Source organism: Lederbergia sp. B243.17 (assembly GCF_057657925.1).
Map to the genome: position 1 here is coordinate 172,541 of NZ_JBWBKF010000097.1, position 20,545 is coordinate 193,085.

Genomic DNA, 20,545 nt, shown 5'->3' on the forward strand with positions numbered 1-20,545 from the left:
ATGAGCGGTGACCGCTGGATTAGCTTAAGATCGAACCAAAAAAGCATCAAACCTGACAAAGGGGTTTGATGCTTTTTCATTTTCCAAAGTTAATCCACCCTTATTCCGATTATTTGAGAAAGTTCTCGGTAAAATAAGGTTGATTTGTTTCGTTGAAAGCGACTCCCGTTCCGAGCGCTCTATATTCAGGGAGAAGGATGTTTTTTCGGTGGCCAGGGGAGTTCATCAGCCCTTCATGGGCAAAAATACTGTTAAATTGCCCCTTTGCGATGTTTTCACCAGCCATGCTGAATGCAATTCCGTCCTCTTCCATCCGGTCAAAAGGGGATTTCCCCTCCAAATTGGTATGGTCGAAATAATGTTTATCCGCCATATCGCTGCTGTGGCCCCGTGCAGTGGCTTGAACCGGCTCATTCCAGGATAGCGCGTTAAGCCCGTGCTGCACCCTTGCCGCATTGGTCACATCGAAAAGCTGCTGCTCATAACCTTCCTTCAACTCTTCGCTTGGAGCCCCATAAATGTTCTCCTTATTCTTTTCGAATTTTTCACTGACAATCAAAATGGCCGTGACCATATCTCCCTGCTGCGTATCATAAAAGATGGTCACATAATTGCCGTCTATCAAAAAAAGATCGTACTCGCCTTTTGAATCCATCCGATAAGAGATCAGGCCCTTACGTATCGCTTCCAACGGTTTGTATCCGAGCTGCCTAACCTCATCCTTTGGCGTCCCCAGTTTGATGCCTGTCTTGGAAGAAAGCAGATCCTGATTTGTATACAAAGCAGCCGCCCTTCCCTGTTCATCATATGCGGCCATAAAAAAATTATGGTAGCCTTCGTGATAGGTATACCATTCCGTGCCATATTCATTGAAACTCGAACGTTTCGGGGAACCGGCTGCGGCTTCCACATCCGCCTTCGCATCTCCTATTTCTACATTGTGGACGGAAAAATCCTGGGTATCCGGGCTGCGGAGGTCCGGCTTTTCGGCAATGCCCTGCCCTTTTAATCCCTTATTCATAGCCTCATCTTTCAGATCCCCGAGACCCAGCTTGATCGAGTGCCATGTATTGCGTACAAGAGGATGTTCTGCAATCGCCTGGACGTCCGCTCTGGCTTTATCCACTACGCCCTGGACTCCCCCTGTTTTATATGAACTTCCGTAAAAATGCCAAAATACAAAAGCAATCACAACAGTTACAATAATCGAACGCAATTTTGGCATTCTTTCACCTCTATAAAAAAGTAACGGTTCCCTACGAAAACCGTCTGTTGCCAGTATACCAAAAAACGAAACAAAAAAAGAACAGCGCACTGCACTGTTCCAGCTTTTAACTACCCTCAGCAAAAAATTCCTTCCAGGCAATTACAGCAATCTTTTCCCTCAGCGCATAAAAAAGTACAAATAACGCAACAACAATCATAGCAGCGATCGCCGGAGTAAAACGGGTGATAAATTCACCGAAAACGGTATAAAAGAAAGCGAGCGGCAGATTGGAAACGAAGGCCCCCTTCATATAGCCCTTGAAGTCGGGGCGCCTTTCCTTCAGGCAAAGATTAAGCAAATGATAATGAAAAAAAGGAATAAGCCGGAGTACCGAGATTTGGCCGACTGTCATTTTATGGTAGCGGCCAAACCATTTCGATTTGATGCCCATCAATCTTTCGTACATCTTCGGCATGCGGCCGATACAGAAATAAAATAGAGCGGACAGTATCAGCAGGCCGATGAGCGAATAGATGGTGCCGAGCAGACTGCCGAAGAGCACACCCCCGGCCATACAGACGAGGGCGACCGGAATGAACAGGAATTGCCGCAGCGTATGAAAGAATATAAAAATGAATGGTGCCAGCCTTCCGCTTTCCTCCATGAACGCCAGCATGAATACGAGTTTCTCATTCATTCGCATCACCTTCTTACTCCCATTTTATACGCATGGCTCGGCTGTTATGACCCGTAGTAGAGCACAAGGCTATATAGGAACAGATCGATGATGGCCAGCAGCGGGAAGCCATACTTGAATGAAAGATGCTTTGTTTTGTGGCGGTATATATTCATGGCAACCGTCATGCCTGGAGCCCCTCCGGCAATTGCAACAAGCCAAAGCGTCCGTTCTCTGATCCGCCTTTTCCCTTGGCGGGCATATTGTTTATCATTCCTCATCATCAGTGCACCCATAACGTTGATGAAAATGAAGTAGCCAATGGCAAATGTATTCATCTTCCTTCCCCCTCTCATAAGCAAAAAAGCCACTCTCACAATAGAGAATGGCTTTTCACATTTCAATTATTATAGAGCAGCTTTCGCTTTATTCGCCAATGCTGCGAATGCTTTTTCATCAGCTACAGCAAGCTCTGCAAGCATTTTGCGGTTTACTTCAATGCCGGCTACTTTCAAACCGTGCATCATGCGGCTGTAAGAAAGGCCGTTTGTGCGAGCAGCAGCGTTGATACGTGTGATCCACAATTTGCGGAAGTCACGCTTTTTGTTGCGGCGATCGCGGTAAGCGTACATATATGATTTCATTACTTGCTGATTTGCAGTTCTGAACAATCTATGTTTGGAACCAAAATAACCTTTTGCTAATTTCAATACCTTTTTACGACGTCTGCGGGTTACTGTACCGCCTTTTACACGTGGCATATTATTTCCCTCCTAATTGGATCTCGGTCCGATTACTTCATGTTAGCAAGCATATGGCGGATACGGCGGAAATCGCCTTTTGATACCATAGCTGACTTACGAAGTTTGCGTTTTTGTTTAGTCGATTTATTGGCGAACAAGTGGCTTGTGTAACCATGTCCACGTTTCAGTTGGCCAGTTCCGGTTCTTTTGAAGCGTTTCGCCGAACCGCGATGTGTTTTCATTTTTGGCATAGGGGTTTCCTCCTCAACATTACTTTTCGATTTTTGGTGCTAATACTAAGAACATGCTCCGGCCGTCCATCTTCGGCTTGGATTCAACTGTCGCTACATCCGCACACTCTTCGGCAAAGCGGTTCAATACGCGCTGGCCGATCTCTTTATGCGTGATGGCGCGCCCTTTGAAGCGGATCGATGCTTTGACCTTGTCGCCTTTTTCGAGGAACTTGCGGCCATTGCGCAGCTTCGTGTTAAAATCATGCTCATCAATAGTAGGACTCAGACGAACTTCCTTCACATTGATCACTTTCTGGTTCTTGCGCGCTTCTTTTTCTTTCTTCTGCAGCTCAAAGCGGTGCTTTCCGTAGTCCATAATCCGGGCTACCGGCGGCTTAGCGTTTGGAGCGACAAGGACAAGGTCCAGATTGACGCGAGCGGCGATTTCAAGAGCTTCATTTCGGGATCTGACTCCCAATTGCTCACCATTATGATCAACAAGACGAAGTTCACGGGCACGGATGCCTTCATTTACCAACATATCTTTGCTAATAGTTAGCCACCTCCAAGGTTTTTTGAGGAATACACTGTGGAAATCACAACTGAAAAATTACAATAAAAAAGTGCGGTGCACATAGCAACCCGCACTTCATTAACAAAGTCGTTAAAAATTGTTTCTGAATTCATGAAAACCTGCCAACAGCAAGAAGCGTCGATCAGGCGAGAAGCGGGCAGCTCCTTCTTCCACATATGAGTATTCAATTCACCTTAGTTACTATAACATAAGCAAAATCTCTTGTCAATAATGAATCCTCTTAACAACGTCTTTCATGATAACAAATCCTAGGCCAGATTGCAATATGTTTTGAAAATGTTTAAAACAAAGCCAGCGGGTAAAACTTTGTATAACAAGTCTATCTTACTGGAGGTTCCCCGTATGAAAAAATTTGTCTATGGATTTTCAGCAATGGCGCTTGCTCTCGGGCTGTCCGCCTGCGGAAATGACGATCCGTCGGTCGACTCAAACCCGAAAGAGAAAGTAACGGTTCCGGAAAACGAGCCGGAACAAAAAACGACACCGGAAGATACTGATCCGGCAAACAGCGGCAATAAATCCACCGGCAATGTATCCGATGAAAATGTAGCGGATCAAATGGCTGAATTGGATTTCACGAAATTCGACCTCGAAGTGGACTACGGCCCAGGTTCGGAGTTTGATTTTGAATATGAACAGGAAGATGAAAACGGAAAGTATGAAGCGAAGCTATCGGACGAAGTCCACAATAAAGTATTGAAAGGTTCAGAAGCGTTCCAGGCACTTTATACCTCGATGCAAAGCATCGGATTTGACGCGAATACTCCGAAGGAAGAGGTGATTCGCCAGACTTTGGATGCCTTCCAGCTTGGCGATGACTACAACAAGTTCGATCTGGAATATACGAAAAAAGACGGTACGAAAGTGGAAGTGAAGGACAATAAATAATAGAAATCAGCCCCCTGATTGCTAAGATAAATCCCTTTGCTCTCCACAGAGAAAAGAGAAAAAGGCCTGCCGCGGAAAATCAGTTCTCACTGAGTTTCCGGGCAGGCCTTGTTTTTATTTTTTCCGTGAGAATGAAGCAACATCCTCTGCCAATTCGTCTTTGAATTGAACGAATGACATCGTTTCGGATTTTTGCTCACCGTATTTGCGAACGTTAACTGCCTCTTTTTCGACTTCCTGGTCGCCGACAACGAGCATGTACGGAATTTTTTGTACTTGAGCTTCACGGATCTTATAGCCCATTTTCTCATCGCGCGCATCGAGCTCGACACGGAAGCCGGATGCCTTCAGCTTGTCAGCCACTTTTTTCGCATAGTCGAAGTGTGCGTCCGGGGAAACCGGGATTACTTGAACTTGGACAGGTGCAAGCCATGTCGGGAAAGCTCCTTTGTATTCCTCGATTAAGAAGGCGACAAAGCGTTCCATTGTGGAGACGACCCCGCGGTGAATAACGACCGGGCGATGCTGTTTGCCGTCTTCACCGACATATGTGAGATCGAATTTTTCAGGCAGCAGGAAGTCGAGCTGGACTGTCGACAATGTCTCTTCCTTGCCGAGCGCTGTCTTCACCTGTACGTCCAGTTTCGGGCCGTAGAAGGCTGCTTCTCCGTCTGCTTCATAATAATCGACGCCAAGCTCATCCATCGCGTCCTTCAGCATGGACTGGGCTTTGTTCCACATTTCATCATCGTCAAAATACTTTTCTTTGTCTTCCGGATCTCTATAGGACAGACGGAAAGTATAGTCAGTCAAATCAAAGTCTTTATATACTTCAATGATCAAATGAACGACACGGAGGAACTCTTCCTTGATCTGGTCAGGACGGACAAAGATATGGGCATCGTTCAGTGTCATTCCACGCACACGCTGCAGGCCGGAAAGCGCTCCTGACATTTCGTAGCGGTGCATTGTACCGAGCTCTGCAATCCGGATTGGCAGTTCGCGGTAGCTGTGGATATCGTTTTTGTACACCATCATATGATGCGGGCAGTTCATAGGACGCAGAACGAGTTGTTCATTGTCCATGTCCATGATCGGGAACATGTTTTCCTGATAATGATCCCAGTGGCCGCTCGTTTTGTACAATTCGACATTAGCCATGATTGGTGTATAAACATGATCGTAGCCAAGTGCGATTTCCTTGTCGACGATGTAGCGCTCGATGATCCGGCGGATCGTTGCGCCCTTTGGCAGCCAAAGCGGCATCCCTTGGCCGACCTTTTGCGAGCTTGTGAATAAGGACAGCTCCTTGCCGAGTTTGCGGTGATCGCGCTCTTTCGCTTCTTCAAGCATTTGCAGATGATGTTCCAGGTCCTCCTTTTTGAAGAAGGCTGTGCCATAAACACGCTGGAGCATTTTGTTTTTGCTGTCGCCGCGCCAATACGCACCCGCAATGCTCAAAAGCTTGAATTCCTTAATCTTTCCGGTAGATGGCACGTGGACACCGCGGCAAAGATCGACAAAATCACCCTGCTCATAAACAGTCACTTTTTCGTCGGCTGGAATCGCATCAATCAGTTCCTGCTTGTATTCGTCATTGGCAAAAAGCTTCTTCGCATCCTCACGGGAAATCTCTTTGCGGACGATTTCAATGTTTTCATTGATGATTTTCTTCATTTCCTTTTCGATTACCGGCAGGTCTTCCGGTGTCAGGGAATGTTCAAGGTCCATGTCGTAATAGAATCCGTCTTCGATGACCGGGCCGACTCCAAGTTTGACGTCAGGATATAGACGCTTCACTGCCTGCGCCATCAAATGCGCTGTGCTGTGGCGAAGAATTTCCAACGCTTCGCTGCTGTCAGGAGTATTGATTTCAATTGCTCCATCCTTCTCGATTGGTGTTCTGAAGTCGATCAGCTTGCCATCAACCTTGCCGGCGAGCGCCTTCTTTCTTAGCCCCGGGGAAATCGAAGCTGCCACTTCCTCTGTTGTTACGCCCTTCGGAAACTCCTTTGCTGCGCCATCAGGGAATGTTAACTTCACTTGTTCTGCCATTTTGCTCTACTCCTTTTTTGAAAAAAATAAAAAGCCCGCCCCTGGAAAGGGACGAGCTTGATTGCACGTGGTTCCACCCTAGTTTTCAGCATGCAAAATGAGCATGCCGACTTGGATACGTTTAACGGATCGGGTCCGCCAGCCAATACTTGCCGAAAGGTTTCCTGGCTGGAGTTCAAAGGGGGTAAGCTGTTCATCCGTACTGGAAAGTTCGCACCGTCTGCTTTCCTCTCTGGGAGCCGTGATGAATGCCCATGTCCTTATCGCAACTTGTTCGTATATATGTACGTATTATAATGCGGGACCGGACAGAAATCAAGTTTTTTCAGAATACGCTTTTTGCAGTGTATGCAAGTAGCGCGGCGGGAAGACGGCGATCCGCTCTTCAAAAATATTTTTCAGCGTGCGGACGAGTGCCTGTTCCTCTTGATTTGTATACAGAAAAATTTTCTGGGGAGCGATCGACAGCAAGGGAGCGATGATAGCGGAATCAACATAAACCGGATGATTGCTCAGAAGACGGCGGTCAAGCATGCTGGCGATCTCCTCCTTGTTCAGCTTGCAGATCTTTTCATCATAAAAAACTGTCTGATGATCAATGCAAAGGTGGATGACCGGCTTCACATGATCCCGCTTTTGCAAATAGTCCCGCAGCATCTGGACGAACATCTGGTATTCCTGTTCCATTTTGTATTCATCGATTGCAACGTTCACATAATCAGCAACCCGCTCAAAATACATTTTCAGGCGGAATTTCAAAAATGACTCAAATAGCACCGTACCATCGTACTGGAATAGATCATCCACTGCGGCCCCAATCAGCTTTTCCTCATCGAACTCCCCGGCAAGTGCCGTTAATTCAGGGCGTTCTCCTCCAAACATATGGCTGGAGATTTCCATGATCTGCACCCGCTCCACATCACTCTCGTATTTATATGTGTCGAGCAATTGCCGGTTGATCCATTCATTCCGTTTGACTTCCATGATAAAGCGGATAAGCGCACCCATTCTTTTTTCCACTTTCCGGACATCGTCGGAGAAGGTATATATAAATTGACCCTGCTGCTCGGAAAAAGACTCCTGCAGGCCGTTTGCGGATAAAAATAATTTCAACCGAATCGCATCTTTTATGGAGTTAAAAAGTAGATTCAAGCCCGCCCCTCCTTCACTTACGATACTTTATGTATATGGAGGGACGGGACAACCTAGACCAGGAATTACAAAGGGCGGGAAGCATGGCAAAAAAGCTGCCAGGAAAGGCCGTGTCACGGCTCTTTCCTGGCAGCTTATTCGTCACTGGTGGCGGCGGTTCGGCCCGTCCAATCCGATCGGGCGGGATAGATACATGACCCTCTCCATGATCCGGCCAGCCTTCATTTGCTCTTCCTCTCCCCTTTGGGAGTACGTTAAATGATGGGAAAGACCGTCCATAGAAAAATTCGATGAGAAAAAGGTGGGGAGCTGCTCATCCATCCTGTACTGAAGAATAGCGCCTAGTACTTCGTCTCTCGTCCAGCTTGACATCGACTCGGCGCCAATATCATCGAGCATGAGGATCGGTGCTGTTTTCACCGATTGCAGCTTATCGTCCAGGGAGTGGTCGCTGATCGACTGCTTCATTTCCCGCAGAAATTCCGGTACATAGACGAGCAGAGACGGGATGTTCTTATCCGCAAGGTGATTGGCGATTGCCCCGAGCAGAAAAGATTTTCCCACACCAAACGGTCCGTGAAGGTAAAGCCCCTTCATGTAATTTCCCGGCTTGTATTGGGATGCGAATCGTTCCGCATACTCGAACGCGTCCATCCTGCCCGGACTGTCCAGGGAAAAATCCGCAAAGGAAGCACGCAGGATCGCTTTAGGCATGTATATGCTTTTAATCAGCCTTTCCGCCCGTTTGCGTTCATCTTCCATCACTTTCGTCGGGCACGGGCGGTAATGGATCGTCACATTCCCCCGTTCAAATACAAGCTCCGGCTCATATCCCTGCATCATGTTCCGGCACTGAGCAAGTCCGCTGCAACCTTCACAGTGTTTTGTCTGTGTGGAAAACTCGTACAGCTTCATTAAGTTTTTCTCAATGTCACTCTCGCTCATTACCCCTTCATATTGGTGAATAAAGCGGGCAACATCCGGATTGGCGAGCACTTCCGCTTTCAAGTGCTCGTATCGCTGCCGGAAATCGGGTGTCTTGATCTTGGACAACGTCCTATTGATCTTCTCCACCTTTTTCACCTCCTGCTTTCTTATACTTTCTCTGGATCGCTTCCAGTCGTTTGCGCTTTTCTTCCAGTTCTTCGGTTTCCTCCGCCTGAGCCGGAGCCTTGGCGGTCACATGCTCATTTGCCAAAAACCAGTCAGGCAGCTTTTCCGTACGGATCGGCTTTCTTTTCCTTTGGGTCGGAGCTGTCTTTCCGCTCGCCCATTCCTGGTACTGCCGGTTCTCTTCAATCGCCAAATCCATTGCCTCTCGGACCGACTTGATTTTCTTCCGCGACCAATGGGATGCGATTTTCTCCAAATAGCTCTTTGAGAGCTTCATGTCCGTCTTGAGCATGACATAATGGATCAATACATTCATGACGCCCGGCTCCAGCTTCTGCTGGAACATGACCTCCTCAACCGCTTTTACGTCGGCTTTCGCAGGCTCGGCACCGTCTGACAGGTCGACAAGAAGTTCTCTCGGAGAAACAGTTTCCAAATAGTGGACAAGCTTTTCCTGTTTCGTCATTTCCTTCTCCGGCTCGCGTGCCGCCGGCCTCGTCTCACGTTTATCAATCAGTTCAGGCAGCCTGTCGCCATTTTCCATCTGATACCAGTCTCTCGCCGCCTTGCGCAGCTCTTCGATATCCACCGTCTGCGATGCATTCATCACAGAAAGGAGAAGATGCTGCATGTCGATAGCGTTGATCGAATAGAGAAAGGCGAGCTTGCTGATCGCATCCTTCACTGCGGGCGTCAAAACCTTCCGCGGCACGGTCAGATTCGACAGCCCATCCTCAAGCAGTGCAAAATCAAAACCGCGGCCGTCGATCGGGATCGGGACTGCTTCCGCTCGGCGGTGCAGCCCCTGCCCTTTCTCAGGTATTCCTGCCTGATGTGCCTCCGGATTGGTAAGCGACTCCACTCCAATCGATTCGAACACATCCTGGAAGGAACGCGTAATATCGGCATACTCCCCACGATCGATCTGCCCATCGGAAAAGTACTTCTTCAGGCGCAAAAAGTGGGCCTGCCCCAGCTTTTGGTATAAATAAATATTCAACATGCCGTCCGTGAAAAATTGCTCTGCCGATAAAGGAGGCAGCAATTCATAAATGAATGTCCTGTCTTCCTCTTCCTTTATGTACGTCTTCAGCAGTCCGATGCCTTCGAGCTTCAGCCGGGCATCATAGATTTCCTGGAGATTCAGCCCGAGCATATTCATCAAATGATAGTGATTCCACGTATCGGACCAAAGCCTGCTCTCTGTCACTGCATGCCAGAGAGTCGTGTACAGGCTCATGCAAACCGGCCCCATCAAAGGCTGATACAAATAGGCTACGACCTTATGATCGTGGCGGTGAAGGGTGCCCTTCATCACCACTTGAAAAGAGTCGACTGGCTGTACTTCATTCCAATGCTGCATCATATTTACACACTTTCGTTATGCTTTTTTTATTAATTCCTTCAGTTCATCCAAGAAGACGTTGATATCTTTAAACTGCCGGTATACGGATGCGAAACGGACATAAGCGACCTCATCGACCTTCGCCAGCTTGTCCATCACCCTTTCCCCGACAAGCTCAGATTGTACTTCCGCCTGTCCGAGGCTGCGCAGCTCCCGCTCGATATCGCTCGTCATCTCTTCCAGTTGATCAAGCGTTACAGGACGTTTCTCGCATGCGCGGATCAGTCCGCGCAGGATTTTTTCCCTGCTGAACTCTTCGCGGATGCCTTCCTTTTTCACGACGATGAGAGGGGTCTCCTCCACTCTTTCAAAGGTCGTGAACCGGTAGGCACATTTTTCGCATTCCCTTCTTCTCCGGATGGCCCGGACGTCGTCAGCAGGCCGTGAATCGACAACGCGGGTTCCGTTATGATGACAAGACGGACACTTCATTTCTCTATCCTCTCCGTTCCGATCGCTTTTTCTTATTATACCTCACTTTTCGTCGAAAATAAAAAGAGTACCCATTTCCCTATAGACCAAAAAGAGCCCATTCCTAATCGAATCGGCTCCTTTCTTATAAAAGTTGGCTTTTATCGGACCGCGTGCTCAAGCTTCAACGGTCCCATTCCACGCGGCATCTCTAGCGTTTCCCTTGTTTCCGCATCGAGCGCTGCCGCAATATAATCGGCTGCAATATTCGGATCCAAGTCTCCGCAAGTATAGACATCGATACTCGCATACCCATGCTCCGGAAAGCTGTGGATCGTCAAATGGGATTCAGAAATGATAACGACTCCGCTGACTCCCTGCGGAGCAAACTTGTGAAAAGCGACTTCGCGAATTTCCGCACCTGATTTCAAAGCAGCATCGACAAACACCTGCTCGATGTATGGCATGCTGTTCAGCTTGTCAAAATCACAACCCCATAATTCTGATATTACATGACGTCCCATTGTTTCCATTGATCGTTCCCCCTTCAACGTATTTTTTAGCGATCACAAAAACAAGTTAAAGATGTTTAACTGCAACGGGGGAAAGTTAGTCCAATGAGGTCCTAACCCTTTAAGCAGTTATGCGGTTTTATGCATTTGCATAGCTGTTCATTCAAACACCACGATTCATAGTATAAGGCTTGAATAATCGTTTGGCAATAACTTTCGGATTTATTATTTGAATTCAAATGCAGCAGAAAGAAGCCCGGAACACCATCCGGCGTCCGGGCAAGCTTTCTTCAGTCATCAATCCACGCCTCATTCGAGATGGCTTGGACCGTTTGCTCATAAATTTCACTTCGATCTGCATCTTTCATGAAGGAGGAGCTGATAAAATCTATCAGGTAAAGGGTGCTTAAATCCAAACCAGTTGAAATAAACCGTGTCCGCAATGGATGAAGCGTCAGCAGTACCGCTTCGGAAATTTTTGTAAGCGGGGCATCTCCATACGCGGTTATGGAAACAAGCTTGACTCCCCTTTCCTTCGCTCTCCGTACAGATGTAAGCAAATCCCGAGTCTGGCCGGAACGGGAAATGGCGATGAGCACATCGTCTTTTTGCAGAAGGGTGCTCCGGATGATCATCAAATGGGGGTCTGTCACAGCCTCGGAATTGAAGCCCATTCTACTTAAACGGTAATTCAATTCCTGGGCTGCAAGACCAGAACTCCCGAGACCATACACATGCACTTTCGCTGCTCCCTCGATAATCCGGAGAACGTTCAGCATCTCGGCATCCTCGTTCAAACCTTCGATATCGCGCAAAGATGATTCGTACTGCTGTTTCAATTGGACCCCGATGCTATCATCGGCTTCACTGTGTCCCTCACGAGCAAGTTTCAGCTTCAATTCCACGAAACTAGTGCATGATACTTTTTTGCAGAACCTTGTAACGGTCGCGACCGAGACGCCGGTTTTAAGTGCAATCTCTTTTATATTGCTGTGAGAAGCCTCTTCCGGCGATGAAAGCAAATAGTCCGCCAAACCTTTTTCTTTATCGGAGAAAGAAGAATAGTTGGCTTGGATCTCTGTCAAAAGTGTGCCCAAAGCACATTACACCTCTTTGATTGCCTCTACAAAACGGCTAGTGATTTGCTGGGGTCTGGTGATAGCTCCGCCCACGACAACGGCATGCACTCCAAGCGAAAGGACATGCTTCGCCATCTCGGGAGACAGAATATTCCCCTCGGCAATCACTGGAATGCGTACATTGTCCAGCACCAGTTTAACAAATTCGAAATCATTGTGAAACAGTTTTCCGCCCGCCGTTTGTTTTGTGTATCCATAAAGGGTAGTGGAAACACAGTCAAAGCCGAGCTTTTCCGCTGTTTGCGCTTCTTCTATGGTTGAAATGTCAGCCATTAATAATATTTCAGGATGAGCTTTTTTCACAAAGTCCACCTGCTCGGCCAACGTTTCCCCGTTAGGGCGAGGGCGGTCCGTTGCGTCGAGGGCAATCATTTCACAATCCGATTCAATCAGTTCCTTCAATTCCTCTTTTGTCGCAGTAATGTATACTTCACTGTCCGGATAGTCCCGTTTAATAATGCCGATAACAGGCAGATCCACTTCCGCCTTAATCGCTAGAATATCTTCTTTTGAGTTGGCGCGGATGCCTGCTGCCCCACCCTGCTTTGCTGCCAGAGCCATCTTGGACATAATAAAAGAGCTGTGCAGCGGCTCATCCTCAAGCGCTTGGCATGAAACAACCAGTTTGTATTTTATTTCGTTTAACATTCATTACTCACCTACAATTTCATTGATTTCATTTTTAATGATCGTCACATGGGGACCATATATTACCTGGATCCCATTGCCTTTTTTCACAACGCCCTTTGCTCCCGTTTGCTTCAGAAGCCCATCGTCCACTTTCTCTGAATCTATGACACTTACTCTAAGCCGGGTCGCGCAGCAATCCACAGCCGTTAAATTATCCGATCCGCCCAGTGCACTGATAATCGTTTGAGCGCGTTCGCTCGAATCTTCTGTCCCGGCAGGCGAATCTTGCTCATCTTCCCGTCCGGGTGTCTTGAAGTTGAACTTTTTGATGAAGAAGGAGAACAAAAAGTAGTAAATGAAAAACCATGGTATCCCGATCAGCGGAACAACAATCCAATTTGTCTTTGCGTTTCCTTGTAAAATACCGAATAATACAAAGTCAATAAATCCTCCGGAAAACGTCTGGCCGATGGTAATTTGAAAAATATGAGCCATCATAAAAGCAAGGCCATCCAAGAAAGCATGCACTACATACAGCATCGGTGCGATGAACAAGAAGGAAAACTCGAGCGGCTCGGTTATCCCTGTCAGGAAAGATGTCAAGGCAGCAGAGCCCATCAATCCAGCCACTACCTTCTTGTGCTGGGGCTTTGCTGTCCGGTAGATTGCAAAAGCAGCACCGACCAAGCCAAACATCATCGTAATAAAGCGGCCGGACATGAAACGGGCTGTACCGATATAAAACTTGTGAACATCAGGATCAGCCAGCTGTGCAAAGAAAATCCGCTGTGTCCCTTCGACCATATGGCCATTGACCATGAGGGACCCTCCGAGACTGGTTGTCCAGAACGGCATATAAAAAATATGATGCAGCCCGAACGGTCCAAGCAATCTCAATACGAAGCCATAAACGAAGGTGCCGATATAACCTGTCGCTTCCACAAGTCCGCCCATTTTAAAGATTCCCGCTTGAATAAACGGCCAGGCAACAAACATGATGGCGCCTAGGAAGATTGTAGCAAATGAAGATACAATCGGCACAAAGCGCGACCCGCTGAAGAAGCCCAAGAATGGCGGCAACTGCTTCTTGTTATAACGATTGTGAAGCAAGGCGACTACTACCCCCACTACTACACCGCCGAAAACTCCTGTTTCCAGTGTAGGGATGCCCAAGGTTGTCCCTTGTCCGACAGAGGCCGGATTTTCCGTGTTCATTTTACCAGTGATGGTTAAAAGAGCGGATATTGTTGAGTTCATGACAAGGAACCCGAGCATGCCGGCAAGCCCGGCTGTGCCCTTATCGGTTTTTGCCAATCCGACTGCAACGCCAATAGCAAACAAGAGGGCCAAGTTTGCGAAAATCACATTTCCGGCGCTCGACATAACTGTAAACACGGCTTGCAGCCAAGAAATATCCAAGAATGGATACGCTTTAATCGTATTTGGATTGGATAAGGCACCCCCGATACCGAGTAAAAGCCCGGCAGCAGGCAGAACGGCAATCGGCAACATGAATGATTTACCGAACTGCTGTGCCTTCTCGAAGAAACTATTCATCAAAATCACTTCCCTTTTGTAAATCATTTTCATTTAAATTATAAAGGGCGTTTTTCCCGTTTGCAAGCGGTTTTTTTATCCAACTTCTGGCATGGGTGCATAGTTTCTCAAAAAAAAAACACATCTTCCCGATGTGTTTGCCAAAATACTGGCGGCGGATGTTGAATCAGCCTGCTTTTATGTCTTTGTGCAAAATAGCGGAGGATACATGACGGGTAAGCTCAATGACGCGGCAGGAGTATGCCCATTCATTGTCATACCAGGCGAGCACTTTGATTTTGCTTTTTCCGATCGCAATGGTGGAAAGCCCGTCGACAATGGCAGAGTGTGAGTTCGTGTTAAAGTCGGAGGATACGAGCGGCTCTTCTGTATATTGGATAATTCCCTTCCACTCTCCTGAGGCAGCTTCTTTCAGAACGCTATTTACAGTCTCTGCATCAGCTTCGCCTTCCAAGTCGACAACGAGATCGACGAGGGAGACATTCGGCGTTGGAACACGAAGAGCCATACCGTGGATCTTCCCCTTCATCTGTGGGAGCACAAGTTCCAATGTTTTAGCGGCCCCTGTCGTTGTCGGTATGATCGATTGTCCGCACGCCCGGGCTCGGCGCAAGTCTTTGTGAGGATTATCGATATTATTTTGATCGTTTGTATAGGCATGCACCGTTGTCATCAGGCCATTGACAATCCCGAAATTATCATCCAGCACTTTTATAATGGGTGCAAGGCAGTTTGTTGTGCAGGATGCATTTGAGATCACATCATGCTCATCAATATTCAAAGCGCTTTCATTTACTCCCATCACGATGGTGACGTCCTCCCTTTTCCCAGGCGCCGTCAAAATGACCTTTTTGGCTCCGGCAGTTAAATGCATGGCGGCTTTTTCCCTTTCATTGAACTTCCCGGTCGCCTCTATAACAATATCGATTCCCATTCTTCCCCAAGGAAGCTCGAGCGGGTTACGATTGTTCAGCAGGAGGATATCCTGGCCATTAACGATCAGTCTTTCATCCTTGCACTCCACCGTTCCTGCAAAAGAACCGTGAGTCGTATCGTATTTAATCAGATGGGCCAATGTTTGCGCTGGATAACTCGCGTTGATGGCGGCAATCGGCATATTGTCCTCCATCGCCTTTCTGAATACCATCCGGCCAATCCGGCCAAAACCGTTGATTGCAATCTTCGCATTCATCCTCTAAAAACCCTCCAATAAAGTTATACTAAATCTTACAATAGTATAACACATTAACAGATGAGGGAGGATATAATTGTCATGAAAAAATCACCATGATGATTCATGGTGACAGTTTCCAGCTGGATATGATCTTTTCTAATTGGGCCTCAGACTCAGAAATCTCCCCATTATTATCAATCACTGCGTCTGCCCACTCGCGCTTTTGGCTGAGAGGGAGCTGGGATGCAATCCTTGCCTTTGCCTCTTCCTCGCTAAGCTGGTTTCTCGCCATCAGTCGCTCCAGCTGCACATTCTCCGACACATAGACAACAATCACTTTCTCTACGAGACGGGTTAGTTTGCTCTCAAAGAGCAGCGGAATGTCATAAATGACAGTCTCCTTTCCGGACGAGACCGCTTTTTCCTTCCATTCGTCCATCCTCTCCCTCACGGCCGGATGGACAATACTGTTCAGCAATAATCGTTTTTCCTCATTATGAAAAATAACGGAGCCCAGTTTCGCTCGATCTATTTCGCCGTCCGGCTGGAGAATTTCCTCACCGAATTCGGCGACAACTTGTTTATATGCTTCTTCTCCTTGTTCAACAACGGCCCTCGCCGCCTTGTCAGCATCTACAATCGCAAACCCGCGATTGTGGAGCAGGCGGGAAATTGTGCTTTTTCCGCTGGCGATGCCGCCTGTCAGTCCGATAATGGCTGTCATGGCTCCTCCTCTTTCACATTTTAATCAGCCCGATACAAATAAGCAGAACGCCCGGCATGAAGGCAAACTTCTGGAGCCAGTGCGCCTTGGAAAACAATCGGCCCATCCTCAGGCCGGCAGCCAGAAACATTCCACTCATGATCGCCGCACATCCGGCAAGCAAAGCCGGAGAGTAGCCGATCATGGCAGCTCCGATTCCTGCTCCGAAAGCATCCAGCGACAATGCCGCACCGAGAAATAATGCCTCAAGCCCGTTAATCGTTCCAGACCGGTCAAAGTCGGCCCGGGTTGGTTTACGTAAAATATGGATGACAATCCCAAGCGATTTAATTTCCCACTTGAGAACATGCTTTTCTCCATGGTCCGCCGGGTTCTGATCCGTTTTAAAAAATTGGATGACGACCCATGTACCGATGCAAATCAGGATGATACCGCCAATCCGATTTGCCGCTTCCGGAGACATTAGTCCAACGAGCCCTTTTCCAGCCAGCATGGCAAAAGCCAGAGAGGCTGCGGTCATCATGGAAATGATAACGATCGATTTAAACGGAATCCATATTTTCCTGAGACCGTATGCAAGCCCGGTACTAAAGCTATCAAGACTGATGGCAGCGGCAAGCAGCACTAATGATAGTGTATACCCCATTCTGAATCCCCTTCCTCGCCAATACTGCGGAGATAACACAGTATATGAGGAAAAAAGGGGATGGTTAAACGGAGTGGTGATCAGGGAATTTGGCAATCCGGGCAAAAGTGGGTTCCCCGCCCGCCGACTTTAATTTTTTCAATTGGTGTTCCGCAATTCGGGCACGGTTCACCTTTTCGCCCGTATACCAAAAGCTTCTCCTGGTAAGTCCCGGATAATCCATGGGCATTCATATACGTATTGACAGAGCTGCCCCCCGCTTCAATTGAGTCGGCCAGCACTCTCGCCGACTGAATCCGCAGTGTTTCAATCTCATTCTTTTTGAGCGATGAAGCTTTCCGCTCCGGATGGATATGCGAGTGAAACAGCACCTCGTCGACATAAATATTGCCAAGCCCGGTGACGACTGTCTGATCGAGCAAAACGCTCTTGATTGCCCGGTCTGTTTTCCCCAGTTTTTCCTGGAGATAATCAAAGGTAAATTGCTCTGAAAAAGGTTCAGGCCCAAGTTTTGCGAGCGGCAGCAGGTCATGCTCCGTGCCCCGTGCAAACAGGTGCATCGTGCCGAACTTCCGGACATCACGGTAATGCAATTCAGTTCCGTCCGTAAAATAAAAGATGATATGCGTATGCTTATCCTTTTCATCACCTGCATCGTGCAGGCGGTAATTCCCTTCCATCCTCAGATGGGACACGAGTGCATAGTCCTGGAGAAGAAAGATCAGGAATTTTCCCTTCCGGTCGATGCTTTCGATCGTCTGCCCGGGAAGAGCATCCTGGAATTGTTCGTATTCTTCCGGGTGTTTAATGATTTTCGGCCAGCCCACTTCGACACGATTGATCGTTTTACCTGCGACAAGCTGTGTCAATGATCTGCGGACCGTTTCCACTTCCGGCAGTTCCGGCATAAGCTGCTCCCTCCCTTGGTGTTATTTTACTTTGCGTCAAACCATGTCGGTCCGTATGCATACTCCACCTTAAGCGGAACCGCAAGCTCCAATGCATGCTCCATTACATCGGGCACAATTTCCTTCAGTTTCTCCACTTCGTGTTCAGGCGCTTCAAAAATCAATTCATCATGCACTTGAAGAAGCAGCCTTGCTTCAAGCCCTTCCTTTTCCAGGCGGGCATCCATATCAATCATCGCTTTTTTGATAATATCTGCAGCACTGCCTTGGATCGGCGTGTTCATCGCTGTCCGTTCGGCAAAGCTTCGCAGGTTGAAATTTCTGCTCGTGATTTCAGGAATATAGCGCCTCCGGTGAAGCAGTGTGGACACATAGCCTTTTTCCCTCGCCTCAGCGATACTGTCATCCATGTAATTTTTGACTCCCGGGAAGCTCTCAAGATAGCGGTCGATAAATCTTCCCGCCTCTTTCCTCGTAATGCCGAGGCTCTGCGACAGGCCATAATCGCTGATTCCGTATACAATACCGAAGTTCACCGCTTTTGCCTGTCTTCTCATATTCGATGTTACTCCGTCTGCTTCAACATGGAAAACATCCATCGCGGTCTTCGTATGAATATCAAGTCCATGCTGGAACGCTTCGATCAGATTGTCATCCTTCGCAATATCGGCGAGAACCCGAAGTTCGATTTGTGAATAGTCCGCCGAAAAGATAACCCAGCCCTCTTCGGACGGTATGAACGCCTGGCGAATTTTCCGTCCTTCCTCAAGCCGGATCGGGATGTTCTGCAAATTCGGATCTGTAGAGCTCAACCTGCCGGTGGTCGTCAGCGCCTGATTGAAACGGGTATGAACCTTATCCGAACCCGAATGGATGACTTTTAATAGCCCCTCAATGTATGTGGACTGCAGCTTGCCAAGCTGGCGGTAATCAAGGATCGCCCGGATGATTTCATGGTCGTTTTCCAGTTTCTCTAACACATCTGCAGAAGTCGAATAGCCTGTTTTGGTTTTTTTGATCACGGGCAGCCCGAGTTTTTCAAATAGAATGACGCCAAGCTGTTTCGGTGAATTGATGTTGAACGGCTCCCCAGCCAGTTCGTGAATATGGCTTTCAATCTCTTTCAGTCTGGAGCCGACTTCCTCTTTCATTTTCTCAAGACGGCCAACATCAACTTTCACACCTGTATACTCCATTTTCGCCAAGATCAGGGCAAGCGGAAGCTCCAAATCAAAGAAAAGGTCGGTTTGCTCATTTTTTTCCAAATCCTTAATGAGAGGCGTATGGAGAGCCAGAACAGCCGCTGCCTTGCGGGCAAGATGGGCGGCAAGCTCATCACCCTCTGCAGCTTTCCGCTTCGCCCCTTTACCATATACACTCTCATCGGACTGGACATTCGTATATTGGTGCAGCTTAGCTACATCAGAAAAGTCCTTCGGTGATTCGGATGGGTTGAGCAGATACGAAACGAGAAGAAGATCAAAGTCGATCCCGTTCAAGTCGATGCCTCGTTTCTTCAGAGAAACGACAGACCGTTTTGCATCAAACACCCTTTTCTTGCTGGATGGGTCTTCTGCCCATTTTTTGAAAACAGGTGAGGCGAGTGCTGTTTCAACCGGCAAAAAATAATTGCCATTCTCATTCGCGAGTCCAAAACCGATAATGTCGCCTGTATAGTAATTGTCTTCCAATATTTCAACGTAAAGAGCATTCTCGTCAGCAAAAAGCTCCTCTTCAATCGTTTCGGCCACTTTATACTCTAAGTCCGCCAGTTCCACTTCCTCTGCTTCTTCCGCACCATCGAGCTTATCAAGCAGTGAATTGAAGCCAAGCTCCCTGAAGACCGCAGACAATTTGTCCACTTCATATCCTGAATACTGAAGATCCTCCACATCTATAGGAACCGGGGCATTCTTTTCGATTGTCGCCAGTTCCTTGCTCATCACAGCCTGGTCATTGAACTCTGCGAGCTTCTCTTTCAGCTTTGCCCCGCTCACCTCGGCAATATTATTGAGGAGGTTCTCCAAGGTCCCGAATTGTTTCAGTAGCTTGATAGCGGTTTTTTCCCCAACCCCTGGAACGCCTGGGATGTTATCCGAAGAATCCCCCATCAAACCTTTCATATCTATGATCTGTTCTGGTGTAAGTCCGTATTTCTCTTCAATATGGGCAGGCGTGTATTCCTCAATATCTGTTATTCCTTTTCTCGTAATGCCGACCGTTATCTTATCCGTACTCAGCTGTGTCAAGTCCTTATCCCCGGAAATAACCCGGACATTGAACCCTTCCTCTGCGGCACGGACGGCAAGCGTTCCGATGATATCATCCGCCTCGTAATTCTCCAGCTCAAAACGTTTGATTCCGTAGGCATCGAGCAACTCCCGCAGAAATGGGAACTGTTCCGACAGCTCGGGCGGCGTTTTCTGGCGCCCTCCTTTGTATTCTTTGAACGTCGAGTGGCGGAAAGTCGTTTTCCCGGCATCGAAAGCAACAAGAATATGCGTTGGCTTGACCTCGTCCAACACTTTCATCAGCATCGTTGTAAATCCGTACACCGCGTTCGTGTGGATCCCTTTGTCATTATTCAACAGCGGCAGCGCAAAAAACGCACGGTACGCAATACTGTTTCCATCAATCAGCAATAGTTTCTTCTTCATCCTTAACCTCCTCAAGGGGCTCTCGTACATCCATTTTAACATGTTAGAGGAAAAGTCGCTCATCAGGCGAAGTCACTGCCCGAATAACGAAAAAAAACCCGCAGGCTTTATCTGCCTGGC

Annotated in this window: 21 protein-coding genes and 1 other annotated feature; of the genes, 1 reads left to right on the forward strand and 20 read right to left on the reverse strand. The window is 47.8% G+C overall.

The genetic code is table 11. From position 1 onward, the window contains the following. Positions 1-109: 109 nt before the first annotated feature. From AC0TWI_RS21040 to infC, 6 genes are all read right to left on the reverse strand, one after another. Positions 110-1,225, reverse strand: a complete 1,116-nt coding sequence (locus AC0TWI_RS21040) for a CAP domain-containing protein (RefSeq protein ID WP_488128300.1) — start codon at positions 1,223-1,225, stop codon at positions 110-112. A 106-nt stretch (positions 1,226-1,331) separates the two neighbouring features. Beyond that, entirely contained in the window at positions 1,332-1,904 is a 573-nt protein-coding gene (locus tag AC0TWI_RS21045; protein ID WP_488128301.1) for a TVP38/TMEM64 family protein, read from the reverse strand. A 44-nt stretch (positions 1,905-1,948) separates the two neighbouring features. Further along, positions 1,949-2,221 (reverse strand): DUF1294 domain-containing protein, encoded by a 273-nt coding sequence (locus tag AC0TWI_RS21050; protein WP_488128302.1) that lies wholly within the window; start codon positions 2,219-2,221, stop codon positions 1,949-1,951. A 69-nt stretch (positions 2,222-2,290) separates the two neighbouring features. Then, positions 2,291-2,644, reverse strand: coding sequence for a 50S ribosomal protein L20 (rplT, locus tag AC0TWI_RS21055; RefSeq protein WP_488128303.1), 354 nt, complete (start codon positions 2,642-2,644; stop codon positions 2,291-2,293). A 32-nt stretch (positions 2,645-2,676) separates the two neighbouring features. Beyond that, entirely contained in the window at positions 2,677-2,877 is a 201-nt protein-coding gene (rpmI, locus tag AC0TWI_RS21060) for a 50S ribosomal protein L35 (protein ID WP_488128304.1), read from the reverse strand. Positions 2,878-2,896: 19 nt separating this feature from the next. Continuing rightward, positions 2,897-3,400 (reverse strand): translation initiation factor IF-3, encoded by a 504-nt coding sequence (infC, locus tag AC0TWI_RS21065; RefSeq protein WP_488128305.1) that lies wholly within the window; start codon positions 3,398-3,400, stop codon positions 2,897-2,899. A 70-nt stretch (positions 3,401-3,470) separates the two neighbouring features. Next, positions 3,471-3,609 (reverse strand) — a sequence feature (ribosomal protein L20 leader region). Between the two features lie 187 nt (positions 3,610-3,796). Between infC and AC0TWI_RS21070 the strand changes: the two genes are divergently transcribed. Further along, positions 3,797-4,342 (forward strand): YusW family protein, encoded by a 546-nt coding sequence (locus tag AC0TWI_RS21070; protein WP_488128306.1) that lies wholly within the window; start codon positions 3,797-3,799, stop codon positions 4,340-4,342. 114 nt (positions 4,343-4,456) lie between these two features. On the opposite strand, the gene thrS is transcribed toward AC0TWI_RS21070, so the two are convergent. From thrS to polA, 14 genes are all read right to left on the reverse strand, one after another. Further along, positions 4,457-6,397, reverse strand: coding sequence for a threonine--tRNA ligase (thrS, locus tag AC0TWI_RS21075; protein ID WP_488128307.1), 1,941 nt, complete (start codon positions 6,395-6,397; stop codon positions 4,457-4,459). Between the two features lie 315 nt (positions 6,398-6,712). Further along, positions 6,713-7,549, reverse strand: coding sequence for a putative sporulation protein YtxC (locus AC0TWI_RS21080; protein WP_488128308.1), 837 nt, complete (start codon positions 7,547-7,549; stop codon positions 6,713-6,715). Between the two features lie 141 nt (positions 7,550-7,690). Continuing rightward, positions 7,691-8,623 carry a primosomal protein DnaI gene (gene dnaI / locus AC0TWI_RS21085; protein WP_488128309.1) on the reverse strand — a complete coding sequence of 311 codons (933 nt, stop codon included), beginning with the start codon at positions 8,621-8,623 and terminating at the stop codon, positions 7,691-7,693. Next, complete coding sequence (locus tag AC0TWI_RS21090; protein WP_488128310.1) at positions 8,607-10,028, reverse strand: replication initiation and membrane attachment family protein; 1,422 nt, start codon at positions 10,026-10,028, stop codon at positions 8,607-8,609. The genes dnaI and AC0TWI_RS21090 overlap by 17 nt, the downstream gene beginning before the upstream one ends. Positions 10,029-10,043: 15 nt before the next feature. Continuing rightward, a complete protein-coding gene (nrdR, locus tag AC0TWI_RS21095) occupies positions 10,044-10,499 on the reverse strand; it encodes a transcriptional regulator NrdR (protein WP_488128311.1) in 456 nt (151 codons plus the stop codon). Positions 10,500-10,639: 140 nt separating this feature from the next. Then, the gene (speD, locus tag AC0TWI_RS21100) at positions 10,640-11,011 is read right to left on the reverse strand and encodes an adenosylmethionine decarboxylase (RefSeq protein ID WP_488128312.1); all 372 of its coding nucleotides are present in this window, start codon (positions 11,009-11,011) and stop codon (positions 10,640-10,642) included. A gap of 269 nt (positions 11,012-11,280) precedes the next feature. After that, positions 11,281-12,087, reverse strand: a complete 807-nt coding sequence (locus tag AC0TWI_RS21105) for a MurR/RpiR family transcriptional regulator (protein ID WP_488128313.1) — start codon at positions 12,085-12,087, stop codon at positions 11,281-11,283. Positions 12,088-12,093: 6 nt separating this feature from the next. After that, positions 12,094-12,777, reverse strand: coding sequence for an N-acetylmannosamine-6-phosphate 2-epimerase (locus AC0TWI_RS21110; RefSeq protein ID WP_488128314.1), 684 nt, complete (start codon positions 12,775-12,777; stop codon positions 12,094-12,096). 3 nt (positions 12,778-12,780) lie between these two features. Further along, a complete protein-coding gene (locus AC0TWI_RS21115; protein WP_488128315.1) occupies positions 12,781-14,316 on the reverse strand; it encodes a PTS transporter subunit EIIC in 1,536 nt (511 codons plus the stop codon). Positions 14,317-14,482: 166 nt separating this feature from the next. Beyond that, on the reverse strand, positions 14,483-15,508 hold the full coding sequence (locus tag AC0TWI_RS21120) for a glyceraldehyde-3-phosphate dehydrogenase (protein ID WP_488128316.1): 1,026 nt from the start codon (positions 15,506-15,508) through the stop codon (positions 14,483-14,485). A 103-nt stretch (positions 15,509-15,611) separates the two neighbouring features. After that, positions 15,612-16,214, reverse strand: coding sequence for a dephospho-CoA kinase (gene coaE / locus AC0TWI_RS21125; protein WP_488128317.1), 603 nt, complete (start codon positions 16,212-16,214; stop codon positions 15,612-15,614). A 13-nt stretch (positions 16,215-16,227) separates the two neighbouring features. After that, on the reverse strand, positions 16,228-16,860 hold the full coding sequence (gene ytaF, locus AC0TWI_RS21130) for a sporulation membrane protein YtaF (protein ID WP_488128318.1): 633 nt from the start codon (positions 16,858-16,860) through the stop codon (positions 16,228-16,230). 80 nt (positions 16,861-16,940) lie between these two features. Then, positions 16,941-17,768, reverse strand: coding sequence for a DNA-formamidopyrimidine glycosylase (mutM, locus tag AC0TWI_RS21135; protein WP_488128319.1), 828 nt, complete (start codon positions 17,766-17,768; stop codon positions 16,941-16,943). Between the two features lie 26 nt (positions 17,769-17,794). Next, entirely contained in the window at positions 17,795-20,425 is a 2,631-nt protein-coding gene (polA, locus tag AC0TWI_RS21140; RefSeq protein WP_488128320.1) for a DNA polymerase I, read from the reverse strand. Positions 20,426-20,545: the final 120 nt, after the last annotated feature.

Bases quoted from the DNA above. Each gene is read 5' to 3' on its own strand.
- AC0TWI_RS21040 (WP_488128300.1), bottom strand. From the start codon at position 1,225: ATGCCAAAATTGCGTTCGATTATTGTAACTGTTGTGATTGCTTTTGTA.
- AC0TWI_RS21045 (WP_488128301.1), bottom strand. From the start codon at position 1,904: ATGAATGAGAAACTCGTATTCATGCTGGCGTTCATGGAGGAAAGCGGA.
- AC0TWI_RS21050 (WP_488128302.1), bottom strand. From the start codon at position 2,221: ATGAATACATTTGCCATTGGCTACTTCATTTTCATCAACGTTATGGGT.
- rplT (WP_488128303.1), bottom strand. From the start codon at position 2,644: ATGCCACGTGTAAAAGGCGGTACAGTAACCCGCAGACGTCGTAAAAAG.
- rpmI (WP_488128304.1), bottom strand. From the start codon at position 2,877: ATGCCAAAAATGAAAACACATCGCGGTTCGGCGAAACGCTTCAAAAGA.
- infC (WP_488128305.1), bottom strand. From the start codon at position 3,400: ATGTTGGTAAATGAAGGCATCCGTGCCCGTGAACTTCGTCTTGTTGAT.
- AC0TWI_RS21070 (WP_488128306.1), top strand. From the start codon at position 3,797: ATGAAAAAATTTGTCTATGGATTTTCAGCAATGGCGCTTGCTCTCGGG.
- thrS (WP_488128307.1), bottom strand. From the start codon at position 6,397: ATGGCAGAACAAGTGAAGTTAACATTCCCTGATGGCGCAGCAAAGGAG.
- AC0TWI_RS21090 (WP_488128310.1), bottom strand. From the start codon at position 10,028: ATGATGCAGCATTGGAATGAAGTACAGCCAGTCGACTCTTTTCAAGTG.
- nrdR (WP_488128311.1), bottom strand. From the start codon at position 10,499: ATGAAGTGTCCGTCTTGTCATCATAACGGAACCCGCGTTGTCGATTCA.
- speD (WP_488128312.1), bottom strand. From the start codon at position 11,011: ATGGAAACAATGGGACGTCATGTAATATCAGAATTATGGGGTTGTGAT.
- AC0TWI_RS21110 (WP_488128314.1), bottom strand. From the start codon at position 12,777: ATGTTAAACGAAATAAAATACAAACTGGTTGTTTCATGCCAAGCGCTT.
- AC0TWI_RS21115 (WP_488128315.1), bottom strand. From the start codon at position 14,316: ATGAATAGTTTCTTCGAGAAGGCACAGCAGTTCGGTAAATCATTCATG.
- AC0TWI_RS21120 (WP_488128316.1), bottom strand. From the start codon at position 15,508: ATGAATGCGAAGATTGCAATCAACGGTTTTGGCCGGATTGGCCGGATG.
- coaE (WP_488128317.1), bottom strand. From the start codon at position 16,214: ATGACAGCCATTATCGGACTGACAGGCGGCATCGCCAGCGGAAAAAGC.
- ytaF (WP_488128318.1), bottom strand. From the start codon at position 16,860: ATGGGGTATACACTATCATTAGTGCTGCTTGCCGCTGCCATCAGTCTT.
- mutM (WP_488128319.1), bottom strand. From the start codon at position 17,768: ATGCCGGAACTGCCGGAAGTGGAAACGGTCCGCAGATCATTGACACAG.
- polA (WP_488128320.1), bottom strand. From the start codon at position 20,425: ATGAAGAAGAAACTATTGCTGATTGATGGAAACAGTATTGCGTACCGT.